Here is a 19432-nt window from a genome sequence, read left to right as displayed (position 1 = left end):
GAATTAACCCTCCTGTAATGCGCGAGAAAGGTGGGCAGACTCAATCTGCTCAATCTCGTCAACCTGAACATAATAATCAACGTCGCTGGTGTAACAACGCTTAATAAATACCGCGATAGCACTGACAAAACCCACCGCCGCTAACCACCAAATATGCCAAATCATGGCAAAGCAAAACACGGTCAATGACGCGCTGATAAGCACTCCAGCCGGGGTATTTTTTGGCATGTGAATAGGCTGATAATGTGCAGGCTTTTGATATGCCTGTCCCTGCTCTTTCATTTCTGTCCAAGCGTCAATATCGTCAACTACAGGGGTTTTCGCGAAGTTGTAGTACTGCGGAGGAGAGTCCGTTGACCATTCCAGCGTATGCCCATTCCACGGATCGCCCGTAGTGTCTTGCAATTGCTCGCGATTTTTGTAGCTCACCACTAGCTGTACCACTTGGAAAACTATCCCAAACATAATGATAAAGGCACCAATACACGCGATGTATAGCCAAATGTTCCACTCTGGCGTGTTGGTATGATTAAGCCGACGTGTCATGCCCAAGAAGCCAAGCACATAAAGCGGCATAAAGGCTACAAAAAAGCCAACTAGCCAGCACCAAAATGAGGCTTTACCCCAACGCTCATCAAGCTTGTAACCCATTACTTTAGGGAACCAGTAAGCAAAACCCGCCAGATAACCAAACACTGCCCCACCGATAATGGTGTTATGGAAATGTGCAATTAGGAAAAGACTGTTGTGCAGCACATAGTCCGCGCCAGGAATGGCAAGCAGTACGCCAGTCATCCCACCAACGGTAAAGGTCACCATAAACCCTAACGTCCAAAGGACCGGCACCGTGATCCGCAAACGACCGCGATACATGGTAAATAACCAGTTAAAGAGTTTTACTCCCGTCGGGACCGCAATGACCATCGTCATGACACCAAAGAAAGCATTAACATTGGCGCTTGAACCCATAGTAAAGAAGTGATGTAGCCAAACAATAAAGCCCAAAATAGAAATCGCACCGCTGGCGTACACCATCGACTTATAGCCAAACAGGCGTTTACCTGTAAAGGTTGAAATAATTTCTGAGAAAATCCCAAACGCAGGCAAGATCAAAATATAAACTTCAGGGTGACCCCATGCCCAGAACAGATTGATATACATCATGGCATTACCACCGGCTTCATTGGTGAAGAAGTGGAAATCCATATAACGGTCAAGCGTTAGCATCGCTAGCACCGCAGTAAGAATTGGGAAAGATGCCGCAACTAGAATATTTGCCCAAGTACAAGTCCAAGTAAAAATAGGCATTTTCATTAGCGTCATGCCAGGTGCACGCATCTTAAATACGGTTACCAAGAAATTTACGGCGGTGAGCAATGTCCCAAGTCCGGATATTTGCAGTGCCCAAATATAGTAATCAACCCCGACACCCGGACTAAACGACAACTCCGACAATGGCGGATACGCCACCCAACCGGTTTTTGCAAACTCACCAAATGCCAAGGACAAGTTGATCAGAATTGCCCCGCCCGCCGTCAACCAAAAACTGAGATTATTCAAAAACGGAAAGGCAACATCTCTAGCACCAATTTGCAGTGGCAAGATGATATTCATCAAACCAATCATAAATGGCATCGCCATAAAGATGATCATGATCACCCCGTGTGCGGTGAAGATCTGGTCATAGTGCTCAGGAGGCAAGTAACCGGCAGCGCCGCTTGTGGCCATCGCCAGCTGTGTGCGCATCATGATGGCGTCGGCAAAACCACGCATTAACATAATTAATGCCAAGATAATGTACATCACGCCTAAGCGTTTATGATCGATTGAAGTGATCCAATCGTGCCACAGCACGCCCCATTTTTTGTGTTTTGTGACCATTGCCGCCACAATTAGACCAACAATCGCCACCACAGCTAACGTCACCATAATGATGGGTTCGTGATAGGGGATTGCCTCGATGGATAATTTACCAAACAACGACATAATTACTCCTCAGCCTTGCCGTGATGTGGATGCGCAGCATGCTCTGGTTTGGCGTAATAACTCATTTCGCCATGGCCCTGCATGTACTTCATAACTATGGTGTGGAATAAGCCCTGCTCTACCGAACCAAAATATTCAACGGGGTGATATTCCGAAGGCTCAGCCAGTTTCGTATAACGACCTGCGGTTAAGGCTTCGCCGTTTGCTTTGACATCGGCAACCCAGCTATCAAAACTTGCTTGATCTTTGGTCGCAATGGCATCGAACTTCATTCCCGTAAAGCCCGCTCCGCTGTAGTTAGCAGAAAAGCCTTTGAACGTCCCCGGCTCGTTGGCAATCAGGTGAAGCTGTGTTTCCATCCCAGCCATCGAGTAGATTTGGCTACCAAGCTGTGGAATAAAGAAAGAGTTCATGGTGCTTTCGGAAGTGATTTTGTACTCCACTGGTACATTCGCAGGAAACACCAGCTCATTCACTGTGGCAATGCCTTGCTCTGGATAGATAAATAACCACTTCCAGTTTAGCGATACCACCTGAACAGTGAGGTGTTCACCCTTACCTTCCAACGGCTTGTACGGATCAAGTGATTGTGTAGAGCGCCAAGTGATCACCCCAAGTACAATAATAATCACAATCGGAATGGTCCAAACCACGGCTTCTATTTTGTTAGAGTGAGCCCATTTAGGTGCATAAATCTCGTGGTCACGACCGTCTCGGTACTTCCACGCAAAATATAAGGTAAGAATAATAACTGGTACTACAACGAGTAACATCAGTACAGTGGCAATGATGATCAAGGACTTCTCATCCATGCCAATTTGCCCCTTGGGATCTAAAATGCCACCACTACAGCCGGTGAGCATAAGCCCCAATGAAGCGAACGCATAATTCACAACACTACGTTTATTCAATTGATTACCCTTCAACGATAAGCTGCGGCTTATTTATCAAGCGCGCTGAGTATCTATTTGTGCAAGCTATGCTGCACAAGTTCGAATTGCACTGTATCCATCAGGGAAAATGTATTAGTGAAGGGAAAAGCTCCTTTGATACCAGTCACTAACCATTTACCAAATAATCGATACAGTAAACGGACAATCACATTTACTAAGCTTACAATTCGCCCTAAAAGGACTGTAAGTAGCCGATTAATGTAATTGAAACTGAATTGCTGACTGCTGATCCAAATCGCGTAAATCAAACGCACTGGACTCAAATATTGCGATTACGCAAACAGACAGCGGTACCCAAAAGGAGGAGCACGACAACCATGTGCGCTAGGCACCGGTTGAGGTTGAATAGCCTCGGTAGAGGCGAATGCCGTTTTACGCAGGACAACGCCAGCGCGTGTAGGCAAAATAGTATGAAAAACTAACCAATAAAGACCTATCAATAATTGTAATGACAAGATAGGCTGAGCCCAAAACTCTCCAAGCATCACCAAAACAGAGTCAGGTAGTGAATTATCTGCAAAAAGTGCTTCTAATTCAGCTACATCACCTAACATGCCAGTGAATAATAATGCCGTGTTAAACATCATCAATGCGCTTAGCACACTGAAAATACGACCGAATAACTGCGCACGCGTGATCGTACAACCTTGATAGATCGTATCGTCAGTAGTAGCAGTATGTCGAACATAGCTTAACAGTGGCACAGATTATCCTGATGTTTTTATCTTGATAGAATTGATTAGTTCAGAACTTTCAGTCTAAACTGAAAATTCGCAGCGAGTATAACAAAGTCGCTATTCGATTCAAGCGATATCTGCAATGATCTATATCAAATTTTCTTGATCTATCCCTAACATCCACCCTTCCCTAAGAGAAAACTCTTAAACGCACTTATTAACAATAGTTCTCATTTACAATCATTTACAAAATGTGAATATTAACATTTTTATTAACTATCAATTATATAGCCGTCTACACGGCCCAATGTTTTATTCACCTCTTGTTCATGCTATTTATTTTTGGTTCGTTCTAAGTATGATCCACGCCAACTGACATCGCTGTCATTTTAACTAATTCTTTGTTATTAGAGGAACTCATGAAGCAGCTGAATAAACTCCTAGGTTTAATGAAAGTGCCCAATAAACTCAGACTTAGTCTGCTTTTGTCTGTCGTGATCATTGCCCTTGTGCAACTCTCATCAGCACTCGTTTTACGAGACAGCTTAACGCAAGAAAGACGTATTAATGCAAAAAACCTAATGGAAACCACAGTTGCACAACTTAATATGGTTGCCACCGAGGCCTCACTCTCCCCACAACAAAGACAAGAAAAAATAAAAAAACTCATTGATGCTGCACGCTATGGTGATGCTGGCTACTTCTTCTTATTTGACTTAAACGGGAATATGGTAACACATCCCATTAAGCCACTACTCAATGGCACCTCAATGACTCACCATCATGAACGCTTTATTCGCGAGGCATTCAGCCAGTTCGTCGTCATTGCTAATCAAAATCAACAAGGCTTTGCCCGATATGAATGGCCAAAACCGGGGACAAAGGAGCTTGAGGGCAAGCTTTCTTATATTGTTAACTTAGGGCACTATAACTGGGCAATTGGGACAGGCATTTACCTTCAAGACGTTGAAGAACAGTTTTATGACCGACTCATGTTGATGACTGCTGAAACGCTCGGCTATGCGATATTACTTATTTTCCTCTCGAGCTTGATCAGCAAAAATATTACCAAGCCACTGGATAAGCTCACCCGCACTATGGGACTCATTTCAGCGCAAAAAGACCTCACCATTGCACTGAAAAGCCACGGTAAAGACGAGCTTGCCCAAATGGCTATCGCATTTAATAAAATGAACTCGCATTTTCGTGATGTACTGCACGATATCAACGAAAACACCCATTCTTTGGCTTCCCAAGCAGAGGAGTTATCCTGTATTACCGAGCAGATCCAAGCTGGTATTGGACAACAAAACAGTGAAACAGAATCAGTGCAAAACCGCATGCAATCGCTTAATCAAGTGGCGCAAGCTGTCAATAATGAGTCAAAGCGTGCGCTTGATAAAGTGACAGAGACAACCACATTGACGACCCAAGGGCTGACGCATGTAGACGAAAATGTGGCAGTCATAGCGCATGCCTCTCGTAGCGTCGACTCAGCGCAACAAGCTGTGCTCGAACTACAACGCTCATCAACCGAGATTGGTGCAGTACTTGACGTCATCAAAAAAGTGGCAGATCAAACTAATTTATTAGCATTGAATGCGGCCATCGAGGCTGCGAGAGCAGGAGAACAAGGTCGCGGTTTTGCCGTGGTGGCCGATGAGGTAAGAACACTAGCTCAGCGTACGCAACAATCTACCGATGATATTCAAGCGATCATTGATAAACTGCACAATGGCGTCACCACAACCGTTGAAGAAATGGAGAGCTGCCGTGCAGCATCCGAGCAAAGCCTCAAAGTGAGCCAAGAATGTAAGCACGCACTAGAGCAAATCAACCTCTCCATCGCAACCGTGCATGATATTAACGTTAATATCGCCACCTGGAGTGAAAAGCAATCCGAAGATCTTAATGATATGACTGACAACATCAATGGCATCGCAACAGTTGCAAACCAAACTGCTCTTGGCGCTGAACACACCAAAGCATCGAGCCAGCAATTAAGCGAAATGTCACAACGACTCTCACAAATGGTAAATGAATTTAAGGTGTGACCTTGCACCTATTCGCATAGGCGGAAGTGCGTACTTCCGCTGAAAAATGTTGGGTAGCAAGGGGTTTTAGCGCCCCACTCTATTAAGCAGCCTTAGCGCGCTTCAACCACTCTGCCATTGAATTTGATACTTTCTTTACATCACAACCATCATGATAAAATACCCAAACCGAAAAGTTATCTTCAGGGTCTAGATACAAAAAATCACCGTCATCTTCTGCAATAACAAAAGCATTGGCGACTCGACCAATAGCGATCTGTCCTTCAGGCGAATGAATTTCACCTTTTTTAGTGCTTTGTTGATAACATTTTAAGTAAAGCGCGAGTTGCTGATGTGCAGGTGCCTTACCAACACCAATCATTTCAACTTCTTCACTCAATAGTGATTCATCATAGAAAGCCCAGCACCGTCCCTCAAAATCAGGATACTCTTCTGGATATTCGTTGAAGAAATAGTCCTCACCCGCCTCTATATTTGCAAGAAACGCTAAATATTTCTCTGGCAAAATAATCGTTCTTTCTTTTTGTATCTTGGAGATCTTCATATTTCTTCCTTGACGTTTTACGCTGCGTCACACCAATTTGCCACAGTCAAGACTCAAACTAATAGCACTCTATTTATTTTCGGCCTTTGCAAGTACACACAGGTAACAAAACTGCTCGGCGGATAAACCGTCTCCTACTAGACTAGTTTTACTTCGGAGTAGGAGCTGCTACACGCAGCGATCTGTAAAAACCATTGCTACACAATCCCATCCAATATAACCCATTTTGCTTCTAAGTAGCAGCTGCTTTACACAGCGAACTGTAAAAACCCTCCCCCTCCTCTAAATAAACACCAGTCACAAACTGCTCGGCGTGTAAACCGCCTTATATCAGACTGGTTTTACTCCAGCGTAGGAGCTGCTTTACGCAGCGATCTTTAAAAGCCATCGTCACACAACCCCACCCAACAAAGTCCACCACAGTTAATCAGCATAAGGATAATGGACGTGACGCTGCTCTTGTAATTTCATACCCAAATATTCAAAGGTCCCCACCAGCATCTCAGTAAATGGTGCCGGTGCTTTTTCTTGGCATGAGGTCGACAAGATAGAAAACTGCTTTTCACGTAGCGTTCTAAGCTCAGGCTTTAACGCTTCTATGTCCATAAAGTCAGTTATTCTGTCGATAAATGCCTTCATTCTTGGTGTCACTGCATACCAATAAACGGGGGATGCAAAAATGATGTGCTCAAAACCAAGTACCCATCTAAAAAGGTTAACAAAGTCATCATCACTGTGAGAGTGTTTGTAGCAATACTCACCAATTTTATAACGGTCTAAATAGATGAGCTCAGCTCTTTTTTCTTCTGCTAGTGCCTTTGCAGATTGGTAGGTATTTCCATTGGGGTTTGAGCTTGAGTAAATAACGACTGTTTTCATAATCTTCAATTCCAGTTGCACTAATAATAAATTGGGTGCTACCTTAAAACCTCACCTTAAGTTAAGGTAAAGTACTAATTTATGAAAACTGAAAAATTATTAAGAGACGAGCCAAACCTCAGTGTCGGTAAGGTTGCCCAAAGAGCTGACGTTGCGGTGTCTGCACTGCATTTCTATGAGAACAAAGGGCTTATTCGTAGTTGGCGTAATAACGGTAATCAGCGCCGTTATAAAAAGGATGTGTTGCGCCGAATTGCCATTATTAAAGCTGGTCAAAAAATGGGGATAACCCTAGGGGAGATAAAAGAAACCCTTGATACCCTACCCGATTCAAGAACACCAACCAAAGCGGACTGGGCCAAACTTTCTACAGCCTGGCAAGCAAAGCTGGACGAAAAAATCGCTTACATGCAGCGCTTAAGAGACTATGTCGATGGTTGCATTGGCTGTGGCTGTTTGTCGATGAAATCATGCCCTATCTACAACCCCGATGACATCGTTGCTAAAGAGGCTAACGGTGCGGTGTGGTTGGATGAGCCAGACAAAGCAAATAAAGCAAAATCTTGTTATGATAGCGAAAACCATTAAATAGGACACAATAATGAAAAAGACTGCCTTGTGCATGGCGCTAGCCATGGCAATGGGCCTGACTGGCTGCTCACTTTCTCCTTCGTCTGTCGAGACGACGCCTTCAGCTTCACAGCAAACAGTAGCAAAAAATGCACAATTCGCTGATTTTTCTCAGCAATTTATCAATGACTTATGGAAACAGTACCCAGAAGCGTCGCTCTGGGCAGGCTTTGGCAAGTACGACGATATTATCACTGTACCAACCCAAGCGACTCGTGATGCAAGTGTTGCCTTCTCTCAGGCGCAACTGGCTAAGTTACAGCAGTTCGATCTTGCTAACTTAAGCAATAGTCAAAAAATCGATTATCACTTAATTGAGAATCGCTTAAAACGCGATATCTGGCATATTGAAACCTTCAAAAGCTGGCAGTGGAATCCGTCAAACTACAATGTTTCTTATGGCTTTGCGACGATACTCAACAGCCGCTTTAAAACGGATGACGAAAAGCTCAAGCTCGTTTTAGCACGTCTTCAATATGTGCCAGCGTATTATGAAGCTGCACAAAACAATATTAACAATCCAACGCTTGAATATACTCAGCTTGCGATTGCACAAAACCAAGGCGCATTTAGTGTATTAAACGATGAGTTGCTTGATAAACTCGCGACTTCATTATTAACAGCCGAGGAAAAAGCCCTATTCAAACAGCGCTTCGCTGCCGCGAAATCTGCCATCAATGGATATGTATCTTACCTTAGCAATCTTGAAAAAGAGTTAAGCGAAAGCGGTAACGCGCGCTCATTTAGAATTGGTGAGAAGCTGTACGAAGAAAAATTTGCCTTTGATATTCAGTCTGGCTACACCGCCAAGCAAATGTATGAAAAGGCACTGGCCGACAAAGCCCGTGTTACTAATGAAATGGTTAAGATTGTTGATCAACTCTGGCCAAAGTACTTTGCTGACAAGCCACGCCCTGAATCTGACATTGATGCGATTGCCACGCTTATCAAGCACCTTTCAGTCAAACACGTAAAACGTGAAAACTTTGTGAGCGAAATCAAGGCGCAAATACCAGAACTTGAAAAGTTTGTGATGGAAAAAGATCTCATCACGCTAGACCCAGAAAAGCCGTTGGTTGTTCGCGAGACGCCTGAATATATGCGTGGCTTTGCTGGTGCTTCAATCAGTGCTCCGGGCCCATACGACAAAAAAGAGAACACCTATTATAACGTCTCTCCACTGGACTCAATGAGCGACGAGCAAGCTGAATCGTATCTACGTGAATACAACCACTGGATCCTGCAGATCCTAAATATTCACGAAGCCGTGCCAGGTCATTACACTCAGTTGGTTTACTCTAACGAATCCCCGTCTTTGGTGAAGAGTATCTTAAGCAATGGCGCGATGATTGAAGGCTGGGCAGTATACACTGAGCGCATGATGCTAGAAGAAGGCTATGGTAACTTTGAGCCTGAAATGTGGTTAATGTACTACAAGTGGAATCTACGTGTGATCTGTAACACCATCCTAGATTACGGTATCCAAGTAAAAGGAATAAGCAAAGAAGAAGGCTTAGATCTGCTGATGAATGGAGCTTTCCAAGAGCGTGCAGAAGCCGAAGGTAAATGGCGCCGTGCAACCTTGAGCCAAGTACAATTAACCAGCTATTACTCTGGTTATCGCGAAATTTACGACTTTCGTGAAACGCAAAAACAAAAGCTTGGAAAGGAATTTGACTTAAAGACATTCCACGAAGAGTTCTTAAGCTTTGGCAGTGCTCCGGTGAAATATATCCGCCAGTTAATGACAAAGTAATCGAACACTTCTATCGCTATTAGCTTAGCTTCCTCACTCTTGTGTTGGAGCTAAGCACTAGCAAAAAAACATAAAAAAACATAAAAAACAACACAGTAACAATTTAACACATTTAAGACTTAACTTTTATATTAAGCTTTTGTTGCATTTTTAACTAGGAAGTTAAGCGCAATGAAATTAAGGAAATGTATATTTACCCTCGCTGTGGGTATGTGTGCAACGGCTTTGCCCGCTGCGCCCATTAACACTGAATACCAATACGATGAACTTGGGAGGCTGACAAAAACACTGGACACAAAAAATGGTGTTCGTTCTTATGAATACGATGCCGCAGGCAACCGTAAAAAAGTCACGGCTGCCGATGATAACAGCAATTCACCACCGAATGCACAAGACGATAGCATTACCCTAAACGGTCTTTACTCACCAAAAACACTGGATGTGCTAGCAAATGATAGTGACCCTGATGGTGATACACTGCAAGTCAGTGCAACCGATGCTTCAGGCACTCTTTCCGTCACCATAAATGATGACAATACGCTAACAATTACCGCCGTTGGCTTCCAACACCCAGAGCCACGATTTATCTACACCATCACCGATAATAATGGCGGCGTATCACAAGCAACCGTGACGGTATACACCCAATAACTGTAAAGGATTACACATGAAATTAATCACATACTTACTGTGCCTCTGCTGTATCTATCTGATGCCCCCCCAAGCTTATGCACAAATTCAAATGGCGATCCCTGGCCCGCCAGAGTACAGCTTAACCGACAGTAATCAGGTTAATATGACCACAGGAAATATTGAAATTAATGAGCAAGGTGTGAGCATCGGCAGTGGCGAATTTGCCCTTGAACACCGCCTGCTCTCTTACTCCAATAACCTCAAGCTGTTTGCCGATAACTTTTCAGGAGCACTCTACGTTAGGCACTCAGATATGCCGCTACCGGATGTCCGCGCAACTTTTGGCTCCCTGTCTGAGTCGGGTTTTCAAGCACCATCGACCACGCAGCGCTTTGTTGGCCGTAATGGTGGCGTCATCGAGAAACACAGTGACTTTATTTGGAAATACACCAATAGCCAAGGAGTCGAAGTGACTTATGATTCACGCATCCATTATCATTATGAACCGCCCAGTTCGGCATTAGAAACGTATCGCAAGCATGCTGTTGCAACTCAGATAAAGTACCCCAGTGGCTTAATCATAAAGGTGAACTTTAAAGACGCCAATTATGACGGTGACATCATTCATCGGATTCAGTCTGTCACTTCAAGCGCTGGATACCAATTGCAGTATCGGTATCAACTTAACAGCAGTAGTGTACCCAGCCACCACAGCGATAAATATGCCTATTACCAATGGACAAGGCCGACACAAATTAAGGCATTTGTTAGTGAGTATGAGGCCTGTGCACCGCTTGCAGTAAACTGTGATTTCAGCAATGACTGGCCAGAAGTTAGTTTCTCTTGGGTAGATCCTTTTAATGGCGGCGATACGACGATTACTTTCGCCAATCAGGCCTATAAAAAGTTTAAACATGAGCGTTTTTGCTCATCCGGCGAAGGTCGCACGGCTTGCTCAATTGGTCGTAATCATTTGCGCATAACTACAATTTCAAGTAGCTCTAGCCAAGGGCAAGCTGAGCGCGAGTATCAGTACACCAACACCTACCACTGCACTTTCCAAGGCACAGAGCGACAATGTCAGACATTTAAACTAGGAGTGGTATATCTTTCCAAGTATCGCAGTGCTTCGTGGCGCTACAATTACCCCCCTCAGCAACACCAATATAGCGGTAGCTACAGCGAGTCGAAAGACTCTAATGGCGCAGTTCTAAAAGTTGTTTATGATAGCCATTCGAAAATGGTTGGCTTTCAAGATGAAGTAAGAGGTATCTCTGGTACCTATGATGATAATGGCCGTATTGTGTCAATCCAGTACAACTATGGTAGCCCAGGTACTATTTCACAAGGGCTTTATCGCTATGGCGATATGACGGAGACTTTTACCTATGACGACCATGGCAATATTATTAAGTCGGCTCGCACTAATAAAGAAGGTGAAACGCAGTTTTATAGTGCCGGCTATGAGAACCATTGCAATTCCATGAGCACTCGCGGCAAACCGAGCTGGATTAAAGACCGCAATGGCAATGTTACCTACTATGGTTATGATTGTAGGAACGGCAAAATAGCAATAGTGCTTAAGCCTGAAATCGATGGCGTTCGGGCCGAACAGAGCTATTATTATGGTCAAATAAAAGCGCATATTGTCAATGAAAATCCGCCACACCTTTCCCTTGAGCAAGGTATTTGGGTGAAGCAACGAGAAAGCTTTTGTAAAACGGGTAACAGCGGTCAATTTGGCTGTGCTAAAACGGGTGATGAAGTGATTACCATGTTTGAATATTCTACCCAACCAAAGCCCGATGGCTTGCTCGTACATGGCATTGTTGTCTCGGACACCGGTAATGGAGAAATACGTAGGACCTGCTTTGATTATGATATCTACGGTAACAAAACGTCTGAAATCAAACCCAAAGCAAACTTGACTCGTTGTCAGTAACATCAAAATGGAATTTGGATTATGCATAAATTTATATTTATCGCTGTGCTGTTTGTTGCAACCACATTAAATGGCAATGTAAATGCGGGCCCCGCAGCTTATAAAACTGGGTATCACTACAATATAGCCAGACAAATCACAGGAGTTGTTCACCCTGACCCTGATAACAGTGGCTCTCTTCTCTTTCAAGCAATGAGGAAAAGCTACAATTCAGCAGGCTTACTAGAAAAAGAGCAATGGGGTGAGCTCGCTTCATGGCCTAGTTACCAAATTGAGCCTAAGGATTGGCATGATTTCAGTGTACATCGCAGTAAAACTTATCGCTATGACAAGTACAAGATGCTCGTTGCCAACGTAGAAAGAAACCGTCATGGCACTATCAAGAAAATTACTCAGTACAGCTATGATGAGTTTGGCCGTTTGAAATGCGAAATGGTTAATATGTCGACGACCATGGCGCCAGACCCCTGTATAGCTCGGCACCATAACGTAAATTCACAACACAGCGTTTGGGACAGAGTGACTAAGTATGAATACAACACCCATAACCAGCCACTGCGTGTAATTAAAGCCTATGGGACCCCATTACAGCAGGACTATCAAAGCTATACTTACTCAGGTTTATTAAAAGATACGGTTAAAGATGCTAACGGCAATTTAACTGATTACCAATATGATGGCTATGGTCGTTTAACTCATATTTATTACCCCAGTAAAACAGAACGCGGCACAGCAAGTAACAGCGATTATCAGCAGTACTGGTATGATGCCAACGACAATAAAAAGAAGCTTAGGCAACGCGATGGCACTGTTATTAACTACACCTTCGACGCCTTGAATCGCATCACAAAGAAAGACTTACCAGGTACGGTAGCCGACGTTTACTACGGCTATAACAATCAAAATTTAGAGCGATATGCTCGCTTTGGCTCAGCTTCAGGACAAGGGATCAGCAATAGCTATAACGGTTTTGGTGAGCTGGTTAGCACCACTACTAACTTAACAGGCAACACCCGTACCTTTAGGTATGTTTACGACAAAAATGGCAATCAAATCACTGTTATCTACCCCGATGGCGAGTCCTTTGCCAGTACATACGACGGCTTAGATAGATTAAATAATGTGACAGAAGGACAGAATAATGCCGTGTACCAGCTCACATATGGCAGTAATGGGCTGCGCTCAAAGACCACTCGGTTAGGTTACAACACCACAGAAACCCTTTAGCAATTCGATGACATTGGTCGCTTACAATCACTAACTCATGATTTAAAAGGCCAGACATATGACTTGGCAACCAACTTTAGCCACAATCAAGCAAACCAAATCACGGCTATAAGCTTATCAAACGACATCTACCACTATAGCGGCAACGATAACTTAACTGGCAACTATATTGCTAATGGCCTAAATCAGTATACTCGAATTAACGGAAAAACAATCACTTATGACGAAAAAGGCAACCTCAAAAGTGATGGCGCTAAAAGTTACTCTTATGACCACGAAAACCGCCTAACAAAAGTGACTGGTGATGTTACTGCCCTTTTAAAATATGATCCTAAGGGCCGACTTTACCAATATACCGTCAACGGTATCACACGCGAATTTGTATACGATGGCGATAACCTTGCAATGGAATACAATACCAATGGCACCCTCGCCAACCGCTACGTGTATAGTGATAGCATTGACGAACCTTTGTTACGCTACGACTCTGGCGCTATCAGCAACCGAAAATACTACTACCAAAACCACCAAGGTAGCATCATCGCCACCAGCTATTTAACAGGTGACAAAGAGCACATCCTCGCCTATGACAGTTATGGGATCCCAGATAAAGACAACATTGGCCGCTTTGGTTACACTGGCCAAGTATATTTAGATCAGCTCGATTTATACTACTACAAAGCACGGATTTATCATCCAAAGCTAGGGCGTTTCCTCCAGACTGATCCTGTAGGTTATGAAGATCAGATGAATCTTTATGCTTATGTGGGGAATGATCCGATCAATCACACAGATCCTACTGGGAAATTTTTGAATTTCTTAGTTGGTGCCGCTATTGGTGGTGGTCTTGATTTGGGAATGCAGTTGTATAGTCAAATGAAGAATGGAGCTAGCTTAGGTGATGCATTATCTAACGCTGATTATGGGAGTGTTGCCACATCTGCTGCATTAGGGTCCGTTGGAGCAATGGGGACCCAACTTGTAAAAGGTGGTGTAACTGGCGCAATAAAGATTGGTAAGGAAACTGTACAATTGACTTCTAAGACTGAACGAGTTATCGCCGCTACAGATGGGGTAACAAAAGTAGCTGCTGTTGGTGCAATTCAAGCAGGTAGAAAAGGGCAGGATTTAGCTACAGGTGCAGCTGTAAAAGTTACAGATAGTATTACTAGTCCAGTTCCTTCAGGTACAATTATTCAAAAAGGGATGGAATATTTGAATCAAGAGTCACAAGCTAATACAAATAATTGTGGTACAGATTACGATAAGCAAGCAGGAAACAAGTGTTAAATGAATAATCCAAGTTATCTTTCTGAAACATTATTTAATCGAAAAGTTTTTGGGTATGCAGCAATAACTGCATACAAGCACTTGATGTGGCCTATGTGTTTCATAGGACTTCCGTTGGTATTGTTTGGTCTAGAGGGAAATATGATAGAACAAATAACATTTTTTTTAGGTATGTCTTTCGTATTTTTTATACCATATTTAGTACTTTGCTTTACTATGCATCGCTTTTCTCTAAAGAGTCAAAAGCAAAAAGAATCGTTTCTAGCTTTAGATCCAATAGAAAGAGGGAAAATCATTGGTGATGAATTATCTGGTTGGTGGTAAATTTTGAATCCAAAGCCAGCGGAAGCTGGTTTTGTTTTTTTGTCAATGAAAATAGTCGCTTGGTGCCAAATTCAATTGGGTGATCTGCTTAGGTGAAAATCCGTGCCTAAGGTGAATTAGTGTGATTATGTCAAAATCGCTTGGTACTTATACCGTCAATATCCCTTAGTAATCACACTAGTACACTATTATAGAGTATGAGCAGATCGTACATAGTTGGATGAATTGGGAACATTGGGCGGTGCTTTTAAGCATAGGCTTTTTCATGCTCTATTATTCCGTGTTTAGTTTTCGAAAGCTCAGGTTTAAATAAATTTTGAATCCAAAGCCTCGCTAGTCGGGGCTGGGACTCAACCAAACTAGCAATATTTGTGCTACGCAGAATTCTGAACGCCCTCGATATCACCCATAGGTCGGCCTTTAGGCCGACTAACGTTTAAACCTAGAGGGTACCCTATAAACCCAAGGGCTACCCTTTAAACGTTGGGGGGATTGTCGACCTAAAGGTCGACCTACTTTACTATCTTCATTTCATCTAGCAGGTTTTGCGCATTATCAACCTTGTCCATTACCCATAACATGTAACGCGAATCAACATGGATTGAGCGGTTTAGGTTTTTATCGTAATCCCAGTCACCAATAATGCTTTCATATACACCGTCAAATAGTAAACCTACTAACTCCGCTTTCCCATTTAAGGTTGGCGAGCCCGAGTTACCACCTGTGGTATCCACGTTAGAAAGGAAATTCACCGGTACGGTATTCATGCCCCCTGTATATTGACCATATACTTTTTCGCGGATCAACTGCTGTTGCTTTTTCGGCGCGTTAAATGGTTCAACATCGGTATTTTTAGCCAGTAACCCTTCAAGCGAGGTAAATGGCGTTGCCACTAAGCCATCTTGCGGTGAATAACCACCTACCGTACCGTAAGTGACACGGAGTGTGCTGTTAGCATCTGCGTAAACTGGCTTATTTTGCGACTTGTTGTAAGCAATAATGGCTTCCATCAAAGCAGGACGAGCAGATTGCTGCTTACCAGCCAATTCTTTTTCTTCATCTTCGATTTGCTTCATCACTGCAAAAATCGCTTTTGCATATTGAATAAATGGATCAGAGCTCTGATTTAACTGCTCAAGCTCTAAATCTAACATCCAAAGACGGGCTTTTTCATCAGCAAGCTTAGAGTTAGCATACATCTCATCTAGCAGCGCTTGGTGCTTTGCTTTATTGAAGCCGCTTTCAAGTTGAAGCTGCTTATCGACTTCAGCTAAACGCGCTTCTTTTGGCAAGGCTGCATAAAGCTCCATGAAGTAAAGCATAATCGCTTTATCAACTGTTTCATCATAGCGGCGCGTCATACGCTGAAGCCCCGCTTTGATTTTTGGCATATCGCGTTCTTGATAACCACTCTCACGCTCAGCATCAGGCTTTTGTTTTTCAACCGCCAAGCGATAAAGTTGACGCGCAGTAGACATCATTTGCGAACGGTGGATATAGCCAACCATCATATCACGCTCATAATGGGCTTGAGATTGAGCAACCAACTCGCTCAATTCATTTAGCACAGCGCCATACTTTGCTTTACGGTCTGCATCGGCATTAATCCATGCACTCAGATCGCGCTCAAATTGCTGCTTGCGGCTGTACATACTGCCTTTTTTGAAGCTCTCAATCATAGAGCCAAAGTTTTTGATGTAATTGTTGTAACCTGCAATGGTGCTTTCATAAGCGATACGAGCTTGAGAACCTTCTGGTGCATTTTCTTCAATCAGTGCCACATACTTAGAGTTATGTTTACGTACCATGGGGTAAACCGTGTTAAACACATAATCTACTTCAGAAGCAATACGATAACGGTTGGTACGACCCGGATAACCCGTTACCATCACAAAGTCGCCCTCTTGCACGCCTTTTGCACTCACACTCAAAAACGACTCTGGGTTATAAGGTACGTTATCCTTAGAAAACTCAGCTGGCTTACCATCTTTACCCACATATGCACGGTAAAAAGCAAAGTCGCCAGTGTGACGAGGCCACATCCAGTTATCTATATCGCCACCATATTTGCCCACGCCCATCGCAGGTGTATATGCCAAACGAACGTCTTTTATCTCTAGCGATTTAATGAGGTAATATTCCAATCCACCATGAAAGGTGTAAACGTTACAGCGATAGCTTTCATCTTGCTCACACTCAGCAACAAGTTGCTTGCGCTTACTGTCAATGGCATCAAAACGTGCTTTACCGGTCAGTGAGTCCGTCCCAGCATTAACTTTATCCGTTACGTTCGACACTTCTTTAGTCACATAAACGCGTGAGCCCGGTGCCGCCGGCAAGTCTTCACTTGGCTGTTTTGCTAAAAAGCCATTCTCAAGAATATTGTTATCTGTTGTTGAATTGTATTGAATAGAGCCGTATGCACAGTGATGGTTTGTCACCACCAGACCTTTAGGAGAGACAAATGACGCCGTACAACCACCTAAGCTAATCACCGCATTCATCGGGAACTCAGTGAGTTTTGAAATTGACTTAGCATCTATCTCTAGCCCTTTAGACTTTAAAATAGATTCAAGTTCAGGTAGCTGATGTGGTTGCCACATGCCTTCATCGGCAGCAACATACTGAGAAAAGGCCAACACCATGGCCGCGGAGATAGCTTTAATACGCATATTCCAATCCTAAATGTTATATTATTTTAATTACGGTCAGTAATGTGACCCAAGATAGCGCCAAATAGCAATTTATTTCGGTGGAATTTAATAAACCAATGTAAATACTCTTCCTCAGACTCTCCACTTTACATCGTCTCAAGTGCTAAAGGTAACCCCTCTCATGGTATCTTGTTGGCCTGCCATAGATCATTTATACTGGCTCGAAACAAAGGCAAAGATCATCCATTCTTCAAAAGAGTTGAAGAATACGTATTCTAAGGAAAAGGAAATCATGGAAGACAAATCAAGTCGGCGTCCACTCAAGGTACGCTCAAGCACATATGCTCAGCGCGTTGCCAAATGGCTTAGCAATAAAAATATCACTCCTAACACTATTTCATTACTCAGCGTGCTATTTGCAGCCTGCTCAGCAATCTGTCTTGTGTTGTTACCACTGTCTTCTGGACCACTCATTTGGCTTTTGCCTCTGCTTGCTGCCACATGTATTCAATTTCGCTTATTGTGTAATTTGTTCGATGGCATGGTCGCTATGGAAGGTGGGAAAAGTACCGCATCTGGTGAACTTTTTAACGATATGCCAGACAGGTTTGCCGATGCTTTTGTCATTGTTGCTGTGGGCTATGGACTCCCCCAGTTTAGTTACGCAGTCGATATTGCTTGGTGTGCTGCAATACTTGCGATTATGACCGCTTACGTCAGAACCTTGGCAACGAGTACAGGAGCACCTGCCAATTTTTGTGGACCTATGGCAAAACAACATCGGATGGCTTTACTTACATTTGCATGTATTTTTACAGCGATAGAGCCTCTATTCTGGCAACAAGGGGCTGTGTTATACACGTCACTACTTATCATTAGCGTCGGTTCATTCATCACGGTATGTAAGCGAGCTATCCTTGCCTACCAATATCTTGAGGACAAACACGATGTTTAATGTCCCTGATCATTCTTTGTATGCCATGGCGTTGGTGGGACTCATTTTAATCACCGCAACGCTTGCCTATATAGTTATTAGCCGAATACAACGAGATACGGATCATCAAGAATTAAAACTCAGGATCCAATCTTGGTGGTGGATAATTGGCGCTTTTTTTGTCGTACTAGCCTCCAACACACATTTCGCACTTGCCTTTATTGGCTTTTTAAGTTTTCTCGCATTAAAAGAGTTTTTGTCCATAGTGCCGGGACGGCAAACCGATAGACGCGCTATTTTTTGGCTATATTTGAGTATCCCACTGCAATATTATTGGGTTGCAACTCAGTGGTATGGCATGTTTATTATCTTTATTCCTGTTTATATCTTTCTATTTATCCCTATTAGAATGGTGCTCATCGGTGATACAAAAGGATTCATAAAGTCAGCTGGGATCCTTAACTGGGCCGTCATGTTGTGTGTTTTCTCTATTAGTCACCTTGGCTACTTGTTAGTTTTGCCGGTCAAAAACAGTGAGGCGGGTGCCATTGGTCTGGTATTGTATTTACTGTTTACGACTCAATTTAACGACGTTTGCCAATACGTTTGGGGAAAACTACTCGGCAAACATAAAATCACCCCAAAAGTGAGCCCCAACAAAACATGGCAAGGTTTTATTGGTGGCGTATTTACTACTGCCACATTATCTTGTTTTGTAGCACCAGCACTTACCCCACTATCGACTTTGCAAGGCGCAGGCGCTGGGATCCTTATAGCCGTTACTGGCTTTTTTGGTGATTTAGTTATTTCAAGTGTGAAGCGCGATTTACAAATTAAAGATACAGGGGTCATGATCCCCGGTCATGGTGGTATTTTAGATAGGATGGACAGCCTACTTTACACTTCACCACTATTCTTCCATTACCTATACTATTTGCATTATTAGACT

16 protein-coding genes are annotated in these 19432 nt (G+C 43.3%); 10 read left to right on the top strand and 6 right to left on the bottom strand.

Annotated elements, in window-relative coordinates:
- Positions 1 to 3: 3 nt before the first annotated feature.
- The 3 genes from cyoB to MHN30_RS03915 form a co-directional block, all read right to left on the bottom strand.
- Positions 4 to 1986, bottom strand: a complete 1983-nt coding sequence (gene cyoB / locus MHN30_RS03925) for a cytochrome o ubiquinol oxidase subunit I (protein ID WP_045989093.1) — start codon at positions 1984 to 1986, stop codon at positions 4 to 6.
- A 2-nt stretch (positions 1987 to 1988) separates the two neighbouring features.
- The gene (gene cyoA, locus MHN30_RS03920; RefSeq protein ID WP_130164416.1) at positions 1989 to 2897 is read right to left on the bottom strand and encodes a ubiquinol oxidase subunit II; all 909 of its coding nucleotides are present in this window, start codon (positions 2895 to 2897) and stop codon (positions 1989 to 1991) included.
- A 314-nt stretch (positions 2898 to 3211) separates the two neighbouring features.
- The gene (locus tag MHN30_RS03915) at positions 3212 to 3643 is read right to left on the bottom strand and encodes a hypothetical protein (RefSeq protein WP_239358468.1); all 432 of its coding nucleotides are present in this window, start codon (positions 3641 to 3643) and stop codon (positions 3212 to 3214) included.
- A gap of 392 nt (positions 3644 to 4035) precedes the next feature.
- Here MHN30_RS03915 and MHN30_RS03910 point away from each other — a divergent pair, with 392 nt between their 5' ends.
- Positions 4036 to 5670, top strand: a complete 1635-nt coding sequence (locus tag MHN30_RS03910; protein WP_239358466.1) for a methyl-accepting chemotaxis protein — start codon at positions 4036 to 4038, stop codon at positions 5668 to 5670.
- 82 nt (positions 5671 to 5752) lie between these two features.
- Here MHN30_RS03910 and MHN30_RS03905 read toward each other — a convergent pair whose 3' ends face one another.
- Complete coding sequence (locus MHN30_RS03905; protein WP_239358464.1) at positions 5753 to 6214, bottom strand: SMI1/KNR4 family protein; 462 nt, start codon at positions 6212 to 6214, stop codon at positions 5753 to 5755.
- Between the two features lie 423 nt (positions 6215 to 6637).
- Positions 6638 to 7093: an NAD(P)H-dependent oxidoreductase gene (locus MHN30_RS03900; RefSeq protein WP_010375468.1), complete on the bottom strand. Its 456-nt coding sequence runs from the start codon at positions 7091 to 7093 to the stop codon at positions 6638 to 6640.
- Between the two features lie 81 nt (positions 7094 to 7174).
- On the opposite strand from MHN30_RS03900, the gene soxR reads away from it, so the two are divergent.
- From soxR to MHN30_RS03865, 7 genes are all read left to right on the top strand, one after another.
- Complete coding sequence (soxR, locus tag MHN30_RS03895; protein ID WP_010375466.1) at positions 7175 to 7681, top strand: redox-sensitive transcriptional activator SoxR; 507 nt, start codon at positions 7175 to 7177, stop codon at positions 7679 to 7681.
- Positions 7682 to 7694: 13 nt separating this feature from the next.
- Positions 7695 to 9479 carry a DUF885 domain-containing protein gene (locus tag MHN30_RS03890; RefSeq protein WP_239358455.1) on the top strand — a complete coding sequence of 595 codons (1785 nt, stop codon included), beginning with the start codon at positions 7695 to 7697 and terminating at the stop codon, positions 9477 to 9479.
- A gap of 171 nt (positions 9480 to 9650) precedes the next feature.
- Positions 9651 to 10130: an Ig-like domain-containing protein gene (locus MHN30_RS03885; protein ID WP_239358453.1), complete on the top strand. Its 480-nt coding sequence runs from the start codon at positions 9651 to 9653 to the stop codon at positions 10128 to 10130.
- A gap of 16 nt (positions 10131 to 10146) precedes the next feature.
- The gene (locus tag MHN30_RS03880) at positions 10147 to 12054 is read left to right on the top strand and encodes a hypothetical protein (protein WP_239358443.1); all 1908 of its coding nucleotides are present in this window, start codon (positions 10147 to 10149) and stop codon (positions 12052 to 12054) included.
- A gap of 21 nt (positions 12055 to 12075) precedes the next feature.
- Positions 12076 to 13281: a hypothetical protein gene (locus MHN30_RS03875; RefSeq protein WP_239358441.1), complete on the top strand. Its 1206-nt coding sequence runs from the start codon at positions 12076 to 12078 to the stop codon at positions 13279 to 13281.
- Between the two features lie 63 nt (positions 13282 to 13344).
- Entirely contained in the window at positions 13345 to 14571 is a 1227-nt protein-coding gene (locus MHN30_RS03870; RefSeq protein WP_239358439.1) for an RHS repeat-associated core domain-containing protein, read from the top strand.
- On the top strand, positions 14572 to 14895 hold the full coding sequence (locus MHN30_RS03865) for a hypothetical protein (RefSeq protein WP_045989102.1): 324 nt from the start codon (positions 14572 to 14574) through the stop codon (positions 14893 to 14895).
- A gap of 512 nt (positions 14896 to 15407) precedes the next feature.
- On the opposite strand, the gene MHN30_RS03860 is transcribed toward MHN30_RS03865, so the two are convergent.
- Complete coding sequence (locus tag MHN30_RS03860) at positions 15408 to 17567, bottom strand: S46 family peptidase (RefSeq protein WP_130164422.1); 2160 nt, start codon at positions 17565 to 17567, stop codon at positions 15408 to 15410.
- Positions 17568 to 17841: 274 nt separating this feature from the next.
- On the opposite strand from MHN30_RS03860, the gene MHN30_RS03855 reads away from it, so the two are divergent.
- Both MHN30_RS03855 and MHN30_RS03850 read left to right on the top strand, forming a co-directional pair.
- Positions 17842 to 18504 (top strand): CDP-alcohol phosphatidyltransferase family protein, encoded by a 663-nt coding sequence (locus MHN30_RS03855; protein ID WP_239358437.1) that lies wholly within the window; start codon positions 17842 to 17844, stop codon positions 18502 to 18504.
- Positions 18497 to 19429 (top strand): phosphatidate cytidylyltransferase, encoded by a 933-nt coding sequence (locus MHN30_RS03850; RefSeq protein ID WP_239358435.1) that lies wholly within the window; start codon positions 18497 to 18499, stop codon positions 19427 to 19429. Before MHN30_RS03855 ends, MHN30_RS03850 begins: the two co-directional genes overlap by 8 nt.
- Positions 19430 to 19432 lie beyond the last annotated feature (3 nt).

The sequence above is a fragment of the Pseudoalteromonas sp. OF7H-1 genome (assembly GCF_022347825.1).
GTDB lineage: Bacteria > Pseudomonadota > Gammaproteobacteria > Enterobacterales > Alteromonadaceae > Pseudoalteromonas > Pseudoalteromonas maricaloris.
Note: the sequence above shows the minus strand (reverse complement) of the source record. Positions and strands in the feature narration are given on the sequence as shown.

Excerpts from the sequence above, each read along its gene's own strand:
- cyoB (WP_045989093.1), bottom strand. The coding sequence starts at position 1,986 with ATGTCGTTGTTTGGTAAATTATCCATCGAGGCAATCCCCTATCACGAA.
- MHN30_RS03910 (WP_239358466.1), top strand. The coding sequence starts at position 4,036 with ATGAAGCAGCTGAATAAACTCCTAGGTTTAATGAAAGTGCCCAATAAA.
- MHN30_RS03905 (WP_239358464.1), bottom strand. The coding sequence starts at position 6,214 with ATGAAGATCTCCAAGATACAAAAAGAAAGAACGATTATTTTGCCAGAG.
- MHN30_RS03900 (WP_010375468.1), bottom strand. The coding sequence starts at position 7,093 with ATGAAAACAGTCGTTATTTACTCAAGCTCAAACCCCAATGGAAATACC.
- soxR (WP_010375466.1), top strand. The coding sequence starts at position 7,175 with ATGAAAACTGAAAAATTATTAAGAGACGAGCCAAACCTCAGTGTCGGT.
- MHN30_RS03890 (WP_239358455.1), top strand. The coding sequence starts at position 7,695 with ATGAAAAAGACTGCCTTGTGCATGGCGCTAGCCATGGCAATGGGCCTG.
- MHN30_RS03885 (WP_239358453.1), top strand. The coding sequence starts at position 9,651 with ATGAAATTAAGGAAATGTATATTTACCCTCGCTGTGGGTATGTGTGCA.
- MHN30_RS03880 (WP_239358443.1), top strand. The coding sequence starts at position 10,147 with ATGAAATTAATCACATACTTACTGTGCCTCTGCTGTATCTATCTGATG.
- MHN30_RS03875 (WP_239358441.1), top strand. The coding sequence starts at position 12,076 with ATGCATAAATTTATATTTATCGCTGTGCTGTTTGTTGCAACCACATTA.
- MHN30_RS03865 (WP_045989102.1), top strand. The coding sequence starts at position 14,572 with ATGAATAATCCAAGTTATCTTTCTGAAACATTATTTAATCGAAAAGTT.
- MHN30_RS03860 (WP_130164422.1), bottom strand. The coding sequence starts at position 17,567 with ATGCGTATTAAAGCTATCTCCGCGGCCATGGTGTTGGCCTTTTCTCAG.
- MHN30_RS03855 (WP_239358437.1), top strand. The coding sequence starts at position 17,842 with ATGGAAGACAAATCAAGTCGGCGTCCACTCAAGGTACGCTCAAGCACA.
- MHN30_RS03850 (WP_239358435.1), top strand. The coding sequence starts at position 18,497 with ATGTTTAATGTCCCTGATCATTCTTTGTATGCCATGGCGTTGGTGGGA.